The sequence below is a fragment of the Thioclava marina genome, from assembly GCF_002020135.1.
Lineage (GTDB): Bacteria > Pseudomonadota > Alphaproteobacteria > Rhodobacterales > Rhodobacteraceae > Thioclava > Thioclava marina.
Map to the genome: position 1 here is coordinate 1,363,652 of NZ_MPZS01000001.1, position 18,006 is coordinate 1,381,657.

At 63.7% G+C, this 18,006-nt stretch carries 13 protein-coding genes; 1 reads left to right on the top strand and 12 read right to left on the bottom strand.

Features of this window, described 5'->3' with window-relative positions; genetic code table 11:
• Nucleotides 1-446: 446 nt before the first annotated feature.
• The 12 genes from BMG00_RS06580 to BMG00_RS06635 form a co-directional block, all read right to left on the bottom strand.
• Nucleotides 447-2,162 (bottom strand): thiamine pyrophosphate-dependent enzyme, encoded by a 1,716-nt coding sequence (locus tag BMG00_RS06580; protein WP_078573706.1) that lies wholly within the window; start codon nucleotides 2,160-2,162, stop codon nucleotides 447-449.
• Nucleotide 2,163: 1 nt separating this feature from the next.
• Nucleotides 2,164-3,819, bottom strand: a complete 1,656-nt coding sequence (locus BMG00_RS06585) for an FMN-binding glutamate synthase family protein (protein WP_078573707.1) — start codon at nucleotides 3,817-3,819, stop codon at nucleotides 2,164-2,166.
• A gap of 30 nt (nucleotides 3,820-3,849) precedes the next feature.
• On the bottom strand, nucleotides 3,850-4,035 hold the full coding sequence (locus tag BMG00_RS06590) for a PLDc N-terminal domain-containing protein (protein WP_078525625.1): 186 nt from the start codon (nucleotides 4,033-4,035) through the stop codon (nucleotides 3,850-3,852).
• 104 nt (nucleotides 4,036-4,139) lie between these two features.
• Nucleotides 4,140-7,226, bottom strand: coding sequence for an efflux RND transporter permease subunit (locus BMG00_RS06595; protein ID WP_078573708.1), 3,087 nt, complete (start codon nucleotides 7,224-7,226; stop codon nucleotides 4,140-4,142).
• A 6-nt stretch (nucleotides 7,227-7,232) separates the two neighbouring features.
• Complete coding sequence (locus BMG00_RS06600) at nucleotides 7,233-8,417, bottom strand: efflux RND transporter periplasmic adaptor subunit (RefSeq protein ID WP_078573709.1); 1,185 nt, start codon at nucleotides 8,415-8,417, stop codon at nucleotides 7,233-7,235.
• A 174-nt stretch (nucleotides 8,418-8,591) separates the two neighbouring features.
• Nucleotides 8,592-10,559 (bottom strand): bifunctional 2',3'-cyclic-nucleotide 2'-phosphodiesterase/3'-nucleotidase, encoded by a 1,968-nt coding sequence (locus tag BMG00_RS06605; RefSeq protein WP_078573710.1) that lies wholly within the window; start codon nucleotides 10,557-10,559, stop codon nucleotides 8,592-8,594.
• Between the two features lie 148 nt (nucleotides 10,560-10,707).
• Nucleotides 10,708-11,721 (bottom strand): ABC transporter ATP-binding protein, encoded by a 1,014-nt coding sequence (locus BMG00_RS06610; protein WP_078573711.1) that lies wholly within the window; start codon nucleotides 11,719-11,721, stop codon nucleotides 10,708-10,710.
• Nucleotides 11,718-12,695: an oligopeptide/dipeptide ABC transporter ATP-binding protein gene (locus BMG00_RS06615; RefSeq protein WP_078573712.1), complete on the bottom strand. Its 978-nt coding sequence runs from the start codon at nucleotides 12,693-12,695 to the stop codon at nucleotides 11,718-11,720. The genes BMG00_RS06610 and BMG00_RS06615 overlap by 4 nt, the downstream gene beginning before the upstream one ends.
• A gap of 1 nt (nucleotide 12,696) precedes the next feature.
• Nucleotides 12,697-13,620: an ABC transporter permease gene (locus BMG00_RS06620; RefSeq protein WP_078573713.1), complete on the bottom strand. Its 924-nt coding sequence runs from the start codon at nucleotides 13,618-13,620 to the stop codon at nucleotides 12,697-12,699.
• A 1-nt stretch (nucleotide 13,621) separates the two neighbouring features.
• Nucleotides 13,622-14,545 (bottom strand): oligopeptide ABC transporter permease OppB, encoded by a 924-nt coding sequence (oppB, locus tag BMG00_RS06625; RefSeq protein ID WP_078573714.1) that lies wholly within the window; start codon nucleotides 14,543-14,545, stop codon nucleotides 13,622-13,624.
• A 65-nt stretch (nucleotides 14,546-14,610) separates the two neighbouring features.
• Nucleotides 14,611-16,194: a peptide ABC transporter substrate-binding protein gene (locus BMG00_RS06630; RefSeq protein WP_078574265.1), complete on the bottom strand. Its 1,584-nt coding sequence runs from the start codon at nucleotides 16,192-16,194 to the stop codon at nucleotides 14,611-14,613.
• Nucleotides 16,195-16,456: 262 nt separating this feature from the next.
• Nucleotides 16,457-17,017, bottom strand: coding sequence for a YqgE/AlgH family protein (locus BMG00_RS06635; protein ID WP_078573715.1), 561 nt, complete (start codon nucleotides 17,015-17,017; stop codon nucleotides 16,457-16,459).
• Nucleotides 17,018-17,181: 164 nt separating this feature from the next.
• Between BMG00_RS06635 and BMG00_RS06640 the strand changes: the two genes are divergently transcribed.
• On the top strand, nucleotides 17,182-17,994 hold the full coding sequence (locus tag BMG00_RS06640; RefSeq protein WP_078573716.1) for a protein-disulfide reductase DsbD domain-containing protein: 813 nt from the start codon (nucleotides 17,182-17,184) through the stop codon (nucleotides 17,992-17,994).
• The last annotated feature ends 12 nt before the right edge of the window (nucleotides 17,995-18,006 follow it).

Consider the following 18,006-nt stretch of genomic DNA (forward strand, 5'->3'; position numbering starts at 1 on the left):
AACCCTGCCAGGTTGACGTTACGGACCGGCGAAGTTTTGCCGGAGGCGAGGGCGAACACAGTTGCACTCACCACAACTATAGGTGCAAATGCGGCGAATTGCGTGGTAGCGCCCGACGTGGCTTTGCGATCAAGTGAGACTGGAGAGAAAGCCAAAAGAATCAAAAGCGTGTTTTTTCCCGGTGCACAGAACCGTGCGCTGCGAGGGATCAGCACGAAAGGGCTGAACGTTACCGAGGGCGTTGCGTGATCACCGCCTCTTTCGGGGCGTCACGAGACCCTGACGGAGATTCCCCACACAAGTCTCTGTCGGGCAGCAGCCGCCGCATCCCCTTTGCGGCGGCTGCGACTTTTCCAGAAGGCAGGCAGGTTCGAACGCAGGAGTGGGGGCGCTGCCCCCGTCGCCTGACGGCGCCTCCCCCGAGATATTTGGATCAAGAAGAAGGCTCAGCGCAGGAAGTTGTCGCGCATCAGCGACACGACCTCGTCCGCGCGCCCGTTGAGCACCGCCTTCACACCGAAAAGCGCGGTCGAGGCGACCTGGGAAGGTTCGATTTTCGGCGGCATGACCAACTCCATCCGGCTCACTTTCACATCGAGCAATGCCGGGCCGGGGGCGGCGAGCCATTCGGTCATCGCGGCCTCGAGATCGTCGGCCGTCTCGACCCGCGCGCCCTGCATCCCGATCGCCCGCGCCATGGTGCCGAAATCGGGATTGTGCAACTCGGTGAAAGCGTCGAGCATTCCCTCGACGCGCTGCTCCATCTCGACGAAGCCGAGCGAGGCGTTGTTGAAGATCAGCAGCTTCACCGGGAGTTTTCCCTGCACCAGCGTCAGCAGATCGCCCATCAGCATCGTCATGCCACCATCACCGCACATCGCAATCACCTGGCGGTCGGGATAGGCTTTCTGAATGCCAAGCGCCTGCGGATAGGCATTGGCCATCGTGCCGTGCAAGAGGCTTGTGAGAAAGCGGCGCTCGCCATTGGCCGAAAGGTGGCGCAGCAACCAGACCATGGGCGAGCCGCCGTCAGCGGTGAAGATCGCGTCTTTTGCCGCGAGCCGGTCCAGCGTCTCGGTCAGATGCTGCGGGTGGATCAGGCTTGGATCGGGTTCCTCGGCGCTTTCCAGATAGCCCTTGAGATCTTCGGCATAGGATTTGAGCGCGCGGTTAAGATGCCTGCCATGCTCGCGCGGCGTCAGGCGCGGCAAGAGTGCGTCAATCGTGTCGCCGACATCGCCCACAAGCCCCAGATTGACCGGCGCGCGGCGGCCGAGGCGGGTGGGGTCGATATCGACCTGCACGATCCGGGCCTTGCCGGGATAGAACTGGGTATAGGCGAAATCGGAGCCGAGGCAGAGCAACAGATCGCAATCGCCGACCGCTTGCATCCCGGCGCGATTGCCGAGGATTCCGGTCATGCCGACATTATTCGGCATGTCGGGTTCGATGAATTCCTTGGCGCGCGTGGTATGGGCGACGGGGGCCGCGAGACGCTCCGAGAGAGCGCGGATCTGCGCCGCCGCGCCCCTCGCGCCGATACCTGCATAGATCGTGATACGCTCGGCCGCCTCGATCATTGCGGCAAGCGCGTCGATCTCGGCCTCGGAGGGGCGGATCACCGGATCAGGGCGATGGACATCCCAAGGCAGATCGTCCGAAGCAGTCTCGCGGAACATGTCCCCATTCACGACCACCACCGCCACGCCATGACGGGTCAGCGCCGCCTGCGCGGCCTGGGCCACGATCCGGCGGGCCTGATCGGGATGCGAGATCTTCTCGCAGAACACCGAGGTTTGCTCATAGATCTTCTTCTGATCGACCTCTTGCGGGAAACCCAGACCCTCCTCGGCCCGCGCGATATTCGACGCGATCAGCACGACAGGCGCACCGTTGCGATGGCTCTCGAAGATGCCGTTGACGAAATGGAGACTTCCCGGCCCGGTCGTGCCCGCGCAGACCGACAATTCGCCCGTCATGTAGCTTTCCCCGCCCGCGGCGAGCGCGCCCACCTCTTCGTGGCGCACATGAACCCAGTCGAGATCGGAGCGGCGCACCGCATCGGTGAAATGGTTGATCGTGTCGCCCACGATGCCATAGACCCGCCGCGCGCCCGCGGCGACCAGCGTGTCTGCGATGATGTCGGAAACGGTCTTGCTCATGTCAGGCCTCTTTCAAATGCGAATTGTGGTGAAGGCTGGTGCGTGCACGTCCCAGATCAGTGCGCGGCTTGAAACTGTCGGGATCGGCCGCCGCCCACCAATCGGCGTAATCGGTGCTGCCGGGATCATCGTTGAGGACGCCCTCGGGCAGGAAGGGATAGACCTTGTCGATGGTGCGCGCCTGCGTCACGCCGATCCGGTGCACGATGTGATGGGGTTCGAGTTCGCGTGGATGCCTGAGGCCAGCCGAGGCGGTGATCTCGCTCAGCGCCTCGACGGTCTTGCGGTGGAACCGAGCGGCGCGTTCGCCCTGCACCTCGGGAACGAGACCGCGCTGGCGGCGCGGATCCTGGGTGGTGACGCCGGTGGGGCAGGTTCCGAGATGGCAGCGCTGCGCCTGGATGCAGCCGATCGAGAACATGAAGGCGCGCGCCGCGTTGCACCAATCCGCACCGATGGCGAGGTTGTGGGCAAGACCGTAGCCCGAATAGACCTTGCCCGAGGCGGCAAGACGCACCTTGTCCTTCACCCCTGCCCCGACCAGCGCGTTGCGCATCACGATAAGCCCGTCGATCAGCGGCATCCCCACATGATCGGACAACTCGAGCGGTGCCGCACCGGTGCCGCCCTCAGCCCCGTCGACCACGATGAAATCGGGGAAAATGCCGGTCTTCTGCATCGCCTTCACAAGCGCGAAGGCCTCGTGCGGCTGGCCAATGCATAGCTTCAGCCCGACCGGCTTGCCCCCTGACAGATCGCGCATTCTCGCGGCGAATTCCATCATCTCTGCGGGCGTCTTGAAGGCCTTGTGGCCGCGCGGGCTCAGGCAGTCCTGATGGGCGGGGACCTTGCGGGTTTCAGCGATCTCCCGCGTGACCTTCGCTGCCGGGAGCAAGCCACCATGTCCCGGTTTCGCGCCCTGGCTGAGCTTGATCTCGGTCATCTTGACCTGATCGCGGCTGGCCTGTTCGGCGAAAAGCGAGGGGTCGAAATTTCCACCCTTGTCGCGCGCACCGAAATAGCCCGAGCCCAGCTCCCAGACGATGTCACCGCCGTGCTTTTGGTGATAGGGCGAGAAGCCACCCTCGCCGGTGTCGTGGTAGAACCCGCCGTGCTTGGCGCCCCAGTTGAGCGCCTCGACCGCATTGGCCGAAAGCGCTCCGAAACTCATCGCCGAGATGTTGAGCACCGAGGCCGAATAGGGTTTCGCGCATTGCTCATTGCCGACGGTGACGCGCGGGTCGGTATCGGGATCGTCTGCGGGGGCGATGGAATGGTTCACCCACTGGTATTCTTCGCCTGCGACATCGCGTTCCGTGCCGAAAGGATGGGTGTCGGTCTCGCCGCGGGCGCGGGCATGGACGAGGTTGCGCGCCTCGTAGGGGTAGGGTTTCCCCTCCAGATCGCCCTCGACGATATAGGCGCGCAGGAAGGGGCGCAGGTCGTAGAACAGCCAGCGCAGGCGGGCGGCGACCGGATAATTCCGGGTGATCGTCCAGCGCTTCTGGAAATAGTCATAAAGCCCGAGCGCCACCACCGGCAGGGTGACCAGCAAAAGGATCAGCCACCATGGGCTGATCCAGACAGCCAGCGCGAGCGCCAGCAGGCTCAGGCAGAGTGCCGCGAGGGGGACGATATTGCGCAAGATCGCGTTCATGATCTCCTCCTCGCGGCATTCGGTACGTGATCAGGTGAGCGCCTGATTGCCTTTGGGGCCCGCGACGAGCCAGATCACGAAGCCAAGAAGCGGCAGGATGACGATCAACAAGATCCAGAGCACTTTCGAGCCGGTGGACGCACCGGAGCTCAGGATCGAAACGATGGCCCAGATATCGAGAATGAGGACGACGAGGCCCCCGATCATGCTCAGCATGGGGTATCTCCTTTCCGTGTCAGGTTGGAAAGGAAACCCGCGTGTCGGGCGCTTTGTTCCGCGCAAACGCCCGTTCAAGCCGAAGTGATCGCTGCCCCCGAGGCTCAGCGCCCCGGGGTCAGCTTGCGCACGATCACGTAGAAGGCCGGCACCATGAAGACACCGATGAAGGTCGCCGCCGCCATGCCGCCCAGCACGCCGATGCCGATCGCGTTTTGCGCCGCCGCCCCTGCCCCCGTCGCGATTGCCAGGGGCACCACGCCGAGCATGAAGGCCAGCGAGGTCATCAGGATCGGTCGCAGGCGCAGCCGCGCGGCCTCGACGGTCGCCGCAACCAGCTCCTTGCCCTCGGCCTCGAGGTTGCGCGCGAATTCCACGATCAGGATCGCGTTCTTCGCGGCAAGGCCGATTGTCGTCAGGATACCCACCTTGAAATAGACGTCGTTCGACTGCCCGAAGACCCAGGCGGCGCCCAGTGCCCCCAGGACCCCCACCGGCACGGCGAGCATCACCGAAAGCGGGATAGACCAACTCTCGTAGAGCGCCGCGAGGCAGAGGAAGACCACCAGTACAGAGAGCGCGTAGAGGTAGGGCGCCTGATCGCCCGATTGCCGCTCCTGATAGCTGAGCCCCGTCCAGGCGATGCCGTAACCGCCGGGGAGGTCGCTCACCAGCTGCTCCATCGCATCCATCGCCGCGCCAGAGCTCGCGCTCTCCGAGGCCTGCCCCGAGATCTCGATCGCGTTGGTGGCATTGTAGCGCGACAATTTCGGCGCGACCGAGACCCATTTCGTCGTCATGAAGGCCGAGAAGGGCACCATCTCTCCGCTGGAGTTGCGCGCATACCAGCCGTCGATATCCTCGGGCTGCATCCGATAGGGCGCGTCCGCCTGCACGATGACCGGGCGGAGGTTGCCGTCGAGATCGAAGTCATTGACGGACTTGCCCGCGAAGATCACCGAAAGCAGCGAGTTGAGACTGCTCAGCGTCAGGCCGAAGCTCTCGGCCTTCTGCTGGTCGATGTCGAGCTGCAGCGCCGCCTTGTTCTCGTCGCCGCTGACGCGGACGTTGCTCAGGTTCGGGTTGGTTTTCGCTGCGGCCACGAGTTGGTCGGCGGCCTCCTTGAGCGCGTCGGTTCCGTTATTGGCCTGATCGACCAGATACATCTGGAAGCCCGAGGTGTTGCCGATGCCACGGATCGCGGGCGGTTGCAGGAAGAACACCTGGCCCGCGCGCAGCCCCGCGAAATGGGCATTGGCCCGTGCGGCAATGGCGGCAGCAGTCTGGTCCGCGCCGGTGCGTTCGTCGAAATCCTTGAGCTTGGTGAAGACCATCGCGGTATTCTGTCCGCTGCCCCCAAAAGAGAACCCGAGCGTCGCGAAAACCGAGGCCACGTCGGATTTCTCCTGCGTGAGCATGTAATCGGTGATCTGGTCCACCACGTCGGAGGTCTGCGCCGTGGTCGAGCCTTCCGAGAGGGTCACCATCGCCATCAGCACGCCCTGATCCTCGCTGGGCAGGAAAGACGAAGGCAGCCGCGTGGCCACGCCCCAGGCCGAAGCCAGCACCAGAACAAGCACCAGCGCCATTGCGAAAGGCTTGCGCAGGATACGCGCAACGGACGAGGAATAGCCCGACTGCACCTTGCCGAAGCCCGCGTTGAAGGCGCGCGCCGGCGCGATCGCTCGGCCCGTCGCGGGACGCAGCAGCTTTGCCGCAAGCGCGGGCGTGAGGATCAGCGCGACCACGGCCGAGAGCACCATGGCGGTGATGATCGTCACCGAGAATTGCCGGTAGATCACCCCGGTCGACCCCGGAAAGAAGGCCATCGGCAGGAACACCGCCGAAAGGACCAACGCCACGCCCACCAGCGCGCCGGTGATTTGCGACATGCTCTTCTCGGTCGCCCGGAGCGGGCTGAGGCCCTCTTCCTCCATCACCCGCTCGACGTTTTCCACAACGACGATCGCGTCGTCGACCAGAAGGCCGATCGCCAGAACCATCGCGAACATCGTCAGCGTATTGATCGAATAGCCCGCGACCAGCAGCACCGCGAAAGTGCCCATCAGCACCACCGGCACCGCGACGATGGGGATCAGCGTCGCGCGCCATTTCTGCAAGAACACGAGGATCACCAGCAGAACCAGCACGATCGCTTCGGCCAGCGTGTGATAAACCTTCTCGATCGACAGCTCGACGAAGGGCGAGGTGTCATAGGCCACCTGGAACTCCACGCCCTCGGGCAGGGACGGCGCCAGACGCGCAAGCGTCGCGCGCACCGCACTCGCCGTATCGACCGCATTCGCCCCGTTCGCGAGATTGACGCCGAAGCCCGCCGCATTCTGGCTGTTGAACTTCGACCTGGAACCGTAATCCTCCTGCCCGATCTCGATCCGCGCGACATCGCCCAGATAGACGGCCGAACCGTCGCTCTCGGTCTTGAGCAGGATTTTCTCGAACTGCTCGACCGAGGTGAGCTGGCTTTGCGCGGTGATCGTCGCGGTGAATTGCTGGCCTTCAGTCGTCGGCAGATCACCGAGTGACCCGACCGAGACAGTCGTGTTCTGTGCCTGCACCGCCGAAGTCACGTCGTTGGGCGTCAGCTGATATTGTTCAAGCCTGTAGGGATCGAGCCAAACCCGCATCGCATAGCCCGAGCCGAACACATTGAGACCGCCGACGCCAGTGGTACGCTCGATCGCCCCCTTGATCTCGGTATCGAGGATATTGCCCAGCTCAACGGTCGAGAACCGCCCGTCGGTCGAGACCAGCGCGCCGACCATCAGGATATCGGAGGACGACCGCGAGACGCTCACCCCGGAGCTTTGCACCGCATCGGGCAGCGTGCTTTCGACCTTGCGGATCTTGGTCTGCACCTCGTTCTCGGCGTCGATCGGATCGACAGAACCGTCGAACGTGATCGTGACGCGCGACGATCCCTGCTGCGACGAGCTCTCCATGTAGAGCATCCCGTCGAGCCCGGTCAGCGCATCCTCGATCGGTGTGGTGACCGAGTTCTCGACCGCCGCCGCCGTCGCGCCGGAGTAACTGGCAGAGATCCGGATCGTGGTGGGCGCCACCTCGGGATATTGCGAGACGGGCAGTTGGGTGATCGCATAGCCACCGGCGAGGATCGTCACCAGCGCGAGCACGATCGCGAAGACGGGGCGGTGAATGAAGAAGCGGATCATCTGGGTTCACTCCGCCTTGGCGGTGGTATCCGCCGGGGCTGCGTCTTTCACGACACCCTCGGCGTTGATCGTCACCGGCACTGTCTTGATCTCGGCCCCGTCGCGCAGGTTCTTCAGCCCGTCGAGGATCACCTCATCGCCGGATGCGACGCCGCCCGTCACGATCCAAGCGTTCTGATAGGTGCCCGCCGTGCTCAGCGTCACCTTCTTCGCCTTGCCATCCGCCTCGATATAAGCCGAGAGCGAGCCGTCACCCTCCCGCGTCGTCGCGCGCTGCGGCACGAGGATCGCCTGCGTCGTCCCCAGAGTGATCTTCGCGCGCAGGAATTGCCCCGGCATGATCAGCCGCTCGGGATTGTCGAACTTGAAGCGGAAATCGACCGTTCCGGTGGTCGAGGACACCGTCGCGCCGGGACTGATCAGCGTGCCGGTCCCGTCATATTCCTCCCCCGTTTCCAAGAGCAGCGAGACCTTGAGCTCCTCGCCGCGCTGAAGCGTACCCTGGCTGATACGCTGGCGCACCCGCATGATCCGCGCCGAGCTTTCCGAGACATCGACATAGATCGGATCGAGCCGCGTCACCGTGGTCAGCGCATCCGTCTGGTTCGCCGTCACCAGCGAACCCACCGAGACCTGCGCCACATCCGGCACCCCGTCGATCGGCGAGCGGATCACCGTGCGGTCAAGATTGAGCTGGGCGGTTTGCAGATCGGCCTGCGCGGTCAGAAGCGACGCCTTGGCCTGCGCCAGCGTGACCTGCGCACTTTCCAGGTCGCTGATCGAGACAGAGGTCTGTTCGAGCTTGGTGTAGCGGTCCACCTGCGCCTGCGCGGCCTTCACATTGGCCTCGGCGCTGGCTCTCTCGGCCTGCGCGGCGGTGAGTTCGGCCCGGTAGGTGTCGTCATCGATATGGAAAAGCGGATCGCCCGTCTTCACCCGGTGACCGGCCTCATAATCGATCGAGGCGATGGTGCCCGCCACACGCGGTCGGATATCGGTCTGCTCATAGGCCACCGCGCGGCCCGGCAGGGTGACGATATAGGGCACAGCCTGGGTCTGAACCTGCATCACGCCGACCTCGGTCGGCGCGCTGGCTGCACCGGACACCCCTTGCGCAAAGGCTGCGACACTCATCACTCCACTCGCCAGCGCCGCCAAAACCGCGCGCCGTGCCATTGCACCAAAGCCCATGCGTCCATTCTCCCCGTTCTTGTGCCGATCCATTCCGGCGAATTGACCTCTCTTACGATAGCGGTCTCATTATCTGTCGCCACTTGAACGAGAGCGGCCATGCGCAGGGATCATGGCTCGACCACGCGAAAGGGGCGCCGAAGCGCCCCACGAAACCCATTATTTTCAAGTATATCACAGCGTGATCCGATAGAGCCCAAAGCCCCCCTCGCCGTCTCCGGCCGGTTCGATCTTCAGCCCGCGCGACTTCACATCTTCGAGATAGCCTGCGGCCTTGGGGCCGGTCTCGAACAAAACCGTCGCGCCCCCCGCAGGCGCGAAGCTCCAGTTCGCATCGGCCTTCGGATTGATCGTGCCGGCCTCGTGGATGTAGCGCACGATCACGTCGCGGTTGGTGTCGGGCGCTCGGTAGATCACCGTCGAGCCATCCGCACCGGGGAAGCTGCCCCCGCCCGAGGCGCGGTAATTGTTCGTCGCGATCACGAACTCCGCCTGCGGGTCGATCGGCCTGCCCTGATAGCTCAGATCGACGATCCGGTTCGCATCCGCATTCACCAGATTGCCGTCGCTGTCGTATTTCGAGGGCTGGGTGAGGTCGATCTGATAGGTCACCCCGTCGATCACGTCGAAATTGTAGGACGGGAAATCGGGGTTCAGAAGCGTGGCATCCTTCGCGCCCGGTTCGATCTGGTTGAACATGCCCGCCGAGCGTTCCAGCCAGTCCTTCACCTGCCCGCCGGTCACTTTCACCACCTGCAGCGTGTTCGGGTAGAGGTAGAGATCGGCCACGTTCTTGATCGCGACCGGGCCCGCGGGAACGTCCGTGTAATAGTCCGGGCCACCGCGCCCGCCCGCCTTGAAGGGCGCTGCCGCCGACAGGAGCGGCAGTTTGCCCTCGGGGGTGCCCTCGAGCAGCGTCTTCATATACCAGATCTGCGCGTTCGAGACGATCTGCACCGACGGATCATCGGCCACCAGCGCGAAATAGGAATAAAGCGGCGCCGAGGTCTCGCCCACTTTCGCTCGGACATAGGTCAGAGTTTCTTCATGCACCGCGTTGGAACTTGCCAGAACCGGCTCGTAATCGGCGGTCAGCGGGGTGATCGACCGATCCTCGCCGCGCGAGAAGATCGGGCGGATCTCGGAGCTATGCGCCGCGATCTGCCACTTGCCGCCGTCATGGCTCAGCATCAGGTCGATCAGGCCCATATGGTTGCCCCAGAAGCCCGCCTGCACCGCCGGTTTGCCCTGTAGCGTGCCCTTCTCGTTGTCGATCCCGGGGCCGTCGAAATCCTTGCCCGGGAAGTTGCGGTGCTGGTGACCGGTGATCACCGCGTCGATCCCGTCAACACCCGCAAGATAGAAGGCCGCGTTCTCCATCCCGTCGCTTTGCGGGCCGTTGTCGATCCCCGTATGGGCGAGCGCGACGATGAGGTCGGCGCCCTCCTCGCGCATCTGCGGCACCCAGGCTTCGGCCGCCTGCACGATATCGCGGGTCTGATAATCGCCTTCGAGATGCGCGCGGTCCCATTGCATGATCTGCGGCGGCACGAACCCGATCACTCCGATGCGGATTGGCATCTTGTTCCCCGCCCCGTCGGTCAGGTCGCGATCGAGGATCAGGTAGGGCGGCAGGTACAGGTCATCCTCGCGCGGGGAAGCCCCGAGCTTATGGGCGAAGTTCGCACAGACCATCGGATAGTTCGCGCGGTCGTTCACCTTCTTGAGGAAATCCATCCCGTAATTGAACTCGTGGTTCCCGAGCGTACCGCAATCGTAGCCGAGCAGGTTCATCGCCGCGATCACCGGGTGCGTGTCGCCCTCTTTCATCCCCTTCGAATAGGCGATGTAATCGGCCATGGGGTTGCCCTGCATGTAATCGCCGTTGTCGAAGGTCATCGTATTGGCGGCTTCCGCGCGCACCCCTTCGATCAGCTGTGCGGTTCGCGACAGGCCGACCGTATCGACGGGCTTGTCGGCGTAATAGTCGTAGGGTCGGATATGGCAGTGAATATCGGTGGTGCAGAGCAGGCGCAGGTGAGCCTGTCCGGCAGCAGCGTGCGCGGTGAACGGATGGACCATCACCAACCCGCCGGCGGCAGTGGTCGTGATCAAGAAATGACGGCGCGACATGAGCGACATGGGGTTCCTCCGGGGACATTGGCTCTTTGACGGAGCGCTCTATTCCCGGAGCGTAACAGCGATTTGACCGATCGGAAAAATACCTTCGCGGCAATCGGCGCAAATTGGCGTGAGCGGGCGGGGGCGCCCCCGCCCGTCGCCCAAGTTTTCAGCTTTCCGCCAGGACCGCCTGCACTTCGGGCGCAGGCCCGGGATGGTGACAGAACACCTGCCGCCCCGCGATCTGAGCAGTCGGCGGCTTCGTGGCGCAGATGTCGGTTGCGCGCGGGCAACGCGTGCGCAGCGGGCAGCCCGACGGCGGGTTGAGCGGGCTCGGCAGGTCGCCTTCCAGCGCGATCAGTACCTTGTTGCGCTCGACCTCCGGATCGGGGATCGGCACCGCCGACAAGAGCGCTTGGGTGTAAGGGTGCTGCGGCTCGGTGAAGAGCTTCTCGGTCGCACCGGCCTCCATCATCTGCCCCAGATAGAGCACCATCACCTCGTCGCAGACATGGCGCACGACGCTCAGGTCATGGGCGATGAAGACGATCGTCAGGCCCAGATCGCGGCGCAGGTCTTCGAGAAGCGCGATCACCTGCGCCTGGATCGAGACGTCGAGCGCCGAGACGGGCTCGTCGCAGATCAAGAGCTTCGGCTCCACCACCAGCGCGCGGGCGATGCCGATGCGCTGACACTGGCCGCCCGAGAACTCGTGCGGGTAGCGGTTGATCTGGTTCGGCAGCAACCCGACCTTCTCCATCACCTCGCGGACCTTCTCCTTGCGCGCCGCACGGCCCATCTTCGGGCGATGGGTGCGCAGGGGCTCGGCAATGATCTCGCCCACCGTCATGCGCGGATCGAGCGAGGCCAGCGGGTCCTGGAAGATCATCTGGATGTCGGAGCGGTATTTCAGCATCTGCCGCGGCGACAGCTTGAGCAGATCGGTCTTGCCCTCCCAGATCACCTCGCCCTCGGCGGGCAGCATGCGGATCAGCGCGCGCGCCAGCGTGGACTTGCCGCAACCGGACTCGCCCACGATGCCGAGCGTCTTGCCCTGTTCGAGCTTGAAGCTCACGCCATTCACCGCGCGCAGCTGCGGCGGCGTGTGCCACGGCAGGTCCGAGGCGCGACGGATGTCGAACGTGACCCGAACGTCGCGGGCCTCGATCAGCGGGGTCGTCATGCGGCGGCCTCCTCGATCGTTTCAATGGAACGGTGACAGGCGCGAGCGCGGCCCTCGGTGAATTGCGTCAGCGCCGGCATATCCTGCGCGCAAATCTCTTCGGCGAAATCGCAGCGCGGGCAGAACGGGCAGCCCTTCGGCGCGCCCGTCATGTTCGGCGGATTACCCCGGATCGGGGTCATCGCGACCTCCGCATCGAGCCGCGGCAGCGCCCCCAGAAGACCGCGCGTGTAAGGATGGGTCGGCTGCGCGAAGAGCGGATCGACGGGGGACTGCTCCATCACCTGACCGCCATACATCACGATCGCACGTTCGCAGAAGCCCGCGACGACGCCGAGGTCATGGGTAATCAGCACGGTCGCCATCCCCAGCTCGCGGCGCAGCTCGCCCAGCAGGTCCATGATCTGCGCCTGCACCGTCACGTCGAGCGCGGTGGTCGGCTCATCCGCGATCAGCACATCGGGTTTGCACAAGAGCGCCATCGCGATCATCACACGCTGACGCATCCCGCCCGAGAATTCATGCGGGAAGAGCCGCACGCGGTTCTTCGCGTCGGGGATCTTCACCAGATCGAGCATATGCGCGGCCTCGGCCACCGCATCGCGCTTGGAAAGCCTCTTGTGCAGCATCAGCACCTCGGCCATCTGGTCCGAGATCCGCATGTAAGGATTGAGCGCCGTCATCGGGTCCTGAAACACCATCGCGATTCTCTCGGCCCGGATCTTGTTCAGCTCCGCTTCCGGCAGGTTCAGGATCTCGCGCCCGTCGAACTTGACCGAGCCCGAGGCCCGGCCATTCGCCGCCAACAGCCCGAGGATCGAGAAGCTGAGCTGCGACTTGCCCGACCCGGACTCGCCCACGATCCCCAGCGCCTCGCCCTTTTCCAGCGCGAAGCTGACGCCGTTGACCGCGTGAATCTCGCCCTCGGGCGTCGCGAAACGGACATTGAGGTCTTTTACGTCCAGCAAGGCCATATCAGCGCTCCTTCGGGTCGAGCGCATCGCGCAGCCCGTCCCCCACGAAATAGAAACCGAAGAGGGTGATGACGAAGAAGAAGAGGGGAAAGGCCAGCTGCCACAGCGTGCCGTAGCTCATCGTCCCCGCCCCTTCCGAGATCAGCGCGCCCAGCGAAGTCTGCGGTTCCTGCACGCCAAGGCCAAGGAAGGAGATGAAGCTCTCCGTCAGGATCATCAGCGGCACCAGAAGCGTCGCGAAGACCACCACCACGCCCACGAGGTTGGGCAGTATATGGCGGCGGATGATCGTGGGTGCAGGCACGCCGATGGCGCGGGCGGCCTCGACATATTCGCGGTTCTTCAGGGTCAGGGTCTGGCCCCGCACGATCCGCGCCATCTCCAGCCACGAGATCAGGCCGACGCCCACAAATAGCATTCCGATCGAGCGGCCATACATGACCAGCAGCAGGATCAGCACGAACATGTAGGGGATCGCCAGCAGGATATCGACGAGGCGCATCATGAACCCGTCGACGCGGCCGCCGAAATAGCCCGAGATCGCGCCATAGACCGTGCCCACAGAGACCGCGATGAGCGTGCCGATCACGCCCACCAGCAGCGATATCTGGGTGCCCTGCACGGTGCGCGCGAACAGATCGCGCCCCAGATCGTCGGCGCCGAAATAGTGGCCATTGGCAAAGGACGGCGCAGACGCCATGGCGTCGCCCATCACGTCATAATCGATATCGGAATTGTTCCACGCCGCCAGCCAGTTGCCGAACAGCGCGAAGCTCACGACGAAGATCAGCAGCCCCAGCCCGAAGATCGCTGCCTTGTTGCGGAAGAAGCGGCGGCGCGCATCGGCCCAGAGCGAGCGGCCCGCCACGTCCTCGCGGCTCGTTGCCTCGGCCAGCGAGGTCATCTTGGTTTCATCTATGACCATCTCAATACCGGATTTTCGGGTCGATCCATCCGTAGATGATGTCGACGACAAGGTTGAACAGGATGGTGAGCGTGCCCAGCAGGATCGTGATCCCCATCATCACCGCGTAATCGCGGTTGAGCGCGCTATCGACGAAGCTTTTGCCGATCCCGCCCGTGGTGAAATACACGTCCACGATCACCGAGCCGGTGATCATCGAGACAAAGGCCGGCCCTAGATAGGAGATCACCGGCAGCAGCGCGGGTTTCAGAGCGTGCCGCAGGATGATCTTGCGCTTCGGCAGGCCCTTGGCGCGCGCGGTGCGGATGTGGTTCGAGCTCAACGTTTCCAGCATCGAAGACCGCGTGATCCGCGCGATCGAGGCCATGTAGGAGGTCGAGAGCGCGATCACCGGCATGATCCAGAACCGCGGATCGTCGAAGCTCCAGCCGCCACCGGGCAGCCAGTGCAGCGCGAGGGTGAAGATCAGCACGAGAATCGGCGCCATCACGAAATTCGGCAGCACCTGCGCGCCGATCGAGATGCCGACGGCGAGATAGTCGAGCCAGGAATTGCGCTTGATCGCGGCCGTCACACCGAGACTCACACCGACCAGAACGGCGGTGATGAAGCTCAGGAAGCCATAGGTCAGCGTCACCGGAAAGCCCTGCGCGATGATGTCGTTCACCGAGCGGTCCTTGTAGGTGAAGGAGGGTCCGAAATCGAAATGGGCGACCACGTTCCACAGATAGGTGCCTATCTGTTTCCACAGCGGCTGGTCGAGCCCGTATTTCGCGTTGAGATTGGCAAGAACTTCGGGCGGCACGGCGCGCTCGGCGGTGAAAGGCCCGCCCGGCGCCACATGCATCAGCACGAAGCTCGCGATGATAAGCGTGAGCAGCGTCGGGATCGCAATGGCCAGACGCTTGAGAATATAGACGATCATACGATTACCCCGGAATGGCTCGGGCGGGCCGATCGCTCAGCCCGCCCGATTTGGGTCAGCGCGGCTTACTTCGCCGTGCGATACATGTTCTTCGCGTACCAGTTCAGCTCCACGTTCTCGAACGGGTAACCCTTGATCTGCGAGTTCAGCAGCATCGGCAGCGAGTAGTGATAGACCGGGGCGAGCGGCATCTGCTCGGCGAGGATCTGCTCGGCCTTGGTGTAATCGGCCTGCGGATCGGCGGCGGTCTTGCTGTCTTTCAGCAGCGCGTCATAGGCCGGGTCCTTCCACTCGCCCACGTCCTGATCCGACCACGAGGTCAGCACGTCGAGATAGGTCGAGGGTTCGTTGTAATCCGCGCACCAGCCGTAGCGCGAGATATCGAAATCGTGCTGCTGCTGTTTCTCGAGATAGACCTTCCACTCGTAATTCTCGAGCGTGACGTCGATCCCGAGCGGCTTCCAGAACTGCTGCACCGCGATGGCGAGCTTCTTGTGATCCGACGAGGTGTTATACATGAGACGCAGCTTGAGCGGATTTTCGGGACCGTAGCCAGCCTCTTTCAGCAGCTCCTTGGCCTTTGCCATACGCTCGTCCTGGGTCATCGTCGAGTAATCCGTCTCGGGCATGGTGAAGCCCGCGGTCGCCCAGTGGGTCCAGCTATAGGCCGGCTTCTGGCCGCCCTTGAGGATCTTGTCGACGATGATGTCGCGGTTGATCGCGTAGCTGAGCGCCTTGCGCACGCGCACATCCTTCAGCGCCTCGGGGCCGCTGTCACCCACGTTGAAGATGTAGGAATACGAGCACGAACGCGGCGGGGCGAAAGCCTGATCCGGATACTCGTCCTTGAGACGCGGATATTGGCCCGCCGGGGTCTGCACGAAATCGAGTTCGCCCGCCTCATAGCGCGTGAGCGCCTGGTTGAGATCGGTGATCGGGACGAATTTGAGATCGGTGAGCGTGGTGTTCGCTGCATCCCAATAGCTGTCGCTCTTCACCAGTTCGATGCTCTCGCCGATCTTCCACGACTTGAGATTATAGGCCCCGTTCGAGACCATGTTCTCGGGCTTCGTCCATTCCGAGCCGAACTTCTCGACCACCTTCTGCGGCACCGGGAAGGTCGAGGAGTTCACCAGCATCTGGCGGAAATAGGGAATCGGGGTTTCGAGCTGGACCTCAAGGGTCATGTCGTCGATCGCCTTCACCCCCAGATCGGTCAGCGGCTTCTCGCCCGCGATCACGTCATGGGCATTCTTCACCTGCATCAGTTCCATGTACCAGGCGTAATCCGAGGCAGTGTTCGGATTGGCGAGGCGCTGCCAGGCATAGACGAAATCCTGCGCGGTGACCGGATCGCCATTCGACCATTTCGCACCCTCGCGCAGGTGGAACGTGTAGGTCATCTTGTCGTCGGAGACATCGAAGCTGGTCGCGAGCGCCGGCACGAGATTGCCTTCGGCATCCTGATCGTAGAGCCCCTCGAAGAGCTGGTGCAGCACGTCATTGCCGTCCTTCGAGGTGTTCAGATCGGGATCGAGCGTCTTGAGATCGTCCTGCATCCAGTAGGTGAAGGTCTGGTTCGCGGCGAGCTTGGTGCCTTCGGGGACGTGGCTCGACTGTGCAAGAACGGGTGCGGCGCTGCCCAGCATCAGGGCGAGGGCGGAAATCGCGGCTATGGACTTCAAGGGATACCTCCGATTTTTCCGGGGTCGGAGCGTCAAGCCGCGCAACCTAAGGGCGAGCTGAACACCCCCCGGTTTTTCATTGATGCGCCATCAAGAGCGAACTTCACCGCACGTGCAAGTCTGACGTGGCGACGGTCACATCCATGTGAGCAGGCTTTCGCGCGAAGCCGTAAAATCTTCGCAAAACTTGCGCGACACACGCAAAAAGCGAAACGAAATACCTCGATCAGGCGTGGCCGGCAGCCGCCGACAGGGTGCGTGGGTCGATTCCCATGCCCTCGAGCGCGCGCGTCCACTTGGTCGCGTGATCGCCGTCGAGCGCAAGATCGGCATCGCTGTCAGCGATGAGCCAGCCATTGTCGAGGATCTCCTCCTCGAGCTGCCCCGGCCCCCAGCCCGCATAACCCAAGGCCATCAGCGCCTGATCGGGACCACGCCCCATCGCGATATCCTCGAGGATGTCGCGCGTGCCGGTCATTCGCAGCCGGTCGGTCACTTCCATCTGCCCCTCGCTGCGCCGCCAGTCGGGCGAATGCAGCACGAAGCCCCGCCCGGTCTCGACCGGGCCGCCGAAGAGGATCGGGCGGGTGAGGCGAATGTCGGAACCCGGCTCTTCGATCCCGAGCGTCTCGAGCAGTTCGGAAAAATCGGGCTTGGGCAGCGGCTTGTTGACGATCAGCCCCATCGCCCCCTCGGGCGAATGTGCGCAGACCGCGATCACCGAATGCTCGAAGCGCGGATCGCCCATGCCCGGCATCGCGATCAGGAATTTGCCCGTGAGATCCATTGTCGCAGTCCTTTGAGATCTATCGCTGCTTATCTAAAGGTGGCGTCGCGCGCAGTCGGGTTCAAGGCTGTTGCGACCGCTAGACGAAATCGCGGCCCAATTGTTGCAACGGCCTGTCGCGTTTGTGACTTTGGCAGGCACGCGGCAGAGGCTAGGGAGAGAGCATGACACGTCTGTTACCAGTCCTGAGCCTTGCACTTGCCACCATGCCCTTTGCCGCGCACGCGCAGCAAAGCGCCCTGCCGACGCCGCCCCCTCCGCCGGGGCTGGAGAACGCCGAGTTGCTGCCCGGCTGGCAGCGGGCGGACGGCTCGCGCGTGGCGGCGCTGGAGATTTCGCTGGCACCGGGCTGGAAGACCTATTGGCGCACGCCGGGCGATGCGGGCATCCCGCCACGCGTCGACTTTTCAGGCTCGCGGAACGTGGCCGCAGTGAGATTGCATTGGCCCGCGCCGGAGATCTTCACCTCCGCCGGGATGCGCACGATCGGCTATCACGACGGTGTGCTGCTGCCGGTCTCGATCACGCCCGCCGATCCCGCGAAACCAGTGGCACTGAAGGCCGAGGCGATGATCGGGATCTGCGACCGGATCTGCGTGCCGGTAACGCTGCGTCTCGACGCGGAACTTTCGGGCAAAGGCGCGCCCGATCCGCGGATCGAACAGGCACTGGCCGCAGAGCCGAAATCGGTCGATGCCAGAACCCATTGCCAGACCGAGCCGGTGCGCGACGGCGTCAAAGTCACCGCGCGGATCGACCTGCCGCCTGCCATCGGTCCGGAAGAGACCCTGTTCGAGCTCGCCTCGAAACCGGTCTGGGTCTCGGAAGCGACCAGCCACCGCGAGGGCGATGTGCTCGTGGCCTCAGCCGACTTTGTTCCGCCCGAGGCGCAACCTTTCGACCTCGATCTCAGCGACGTGCGCATCACCGTCCTCTCGGATCGCGGCCCGGTGCAGATCAAGGGTTGCGACGACTAAGCCTTCCCCGGC

Bases quoted from the DNA above. Each gene is read 5' to 3' on its own strand.
- oppB (WP_078573714.1), bottom strand. From the start codon at position 14,545: ATGATCGTCTATATTCTCAAGCGTCTGGCCATTGCGATCCCGACGCTG.
- BMG00_RS06640 (WP_078573716.1), top strand. From the start codon at position 17,182: ATGACACGTCTGTTACCAGTCCTGAGCCTTGCACTTGCCACCATGCCC.
- BMG00_RS06635 (WP_078573715.1), bottom strand. From the start codon at position 17,017: ATGGATCTCACGGGCAAATTCCTGATCGCGATGCCGGGCATGGGCGAT.
- BMG00_RS06595 (WP_078573708.1), bottom strand. From the start codon at position 7,226: ATGATCCGCTTCTTCATTCACCGCCCCGTCTTCGCGATCGTGCTCGCG.
- BMG00_RS06630 (WP_078574265.1), bottom strand. From the start codon at position 16,194: ATGCTGGGCAGCGCCGCACCCGTTCTTGCACAGTCGAGCCACGTCCCC.
- BMG00_RS06615 (WP_078573712.1), bottom strand. From the start codon at position 12,695: ATGGCCTTGCTGGACGTAAAAGACCTCAATGTCCGTTTCGCGACGCCC.
- BMG00_RS06600 (WP_078573709.1), bottom strand. From the start codon at position 8,417: ATGGGCTTTGGTGCAATGGCACGGCGCGCGGTTTTGGCGGCGCTGGCG.
- BMG00_RS06605 (WP_078573710.1), bottom strand. From the start codon at position 10,559: ATGTCGCTCATGTCGCGCCGTCATTTCTTGATCACGACCACTGCCGCC.
- BMG00_RS06590 (WP_078525625.1), bottom strand. From the start codon at position 4,035: ATGCTGAGCATGATCGGGGGCCTCGTCGTCCTCATTCTCGATATCTGG.
- BMG00_RS06585 (WP_078573707.1), bottom strand. From the start codon at position 3,819: ATGAACGCGATCTTGCGCAATATCGTCCCCCTCGCGGCACTCTGCCTG.
- BMG00_RS06610 (WP_078573711.1), bottom strand. From the start codon at position 11,721: ATGACGACCCCGCTGATCGAGGCCCGCGACGTTCGGGTCACGTTCGAC.
- BMG00_RS06580 (WP_078573706.1), bottom strand. From the start codon at position 2,162: ATGAGCAAGACCGTTTCCGACATCATCGCAGACACGCTGGTCGCCGCG.
- BMG00_RS06620 (WP_078573713.1), bottom strand. From the start codon at position 13,620: ATGGTCATAGATGAAACCAAGATGACCTCGCTGGCCGAGGCAACGAGC.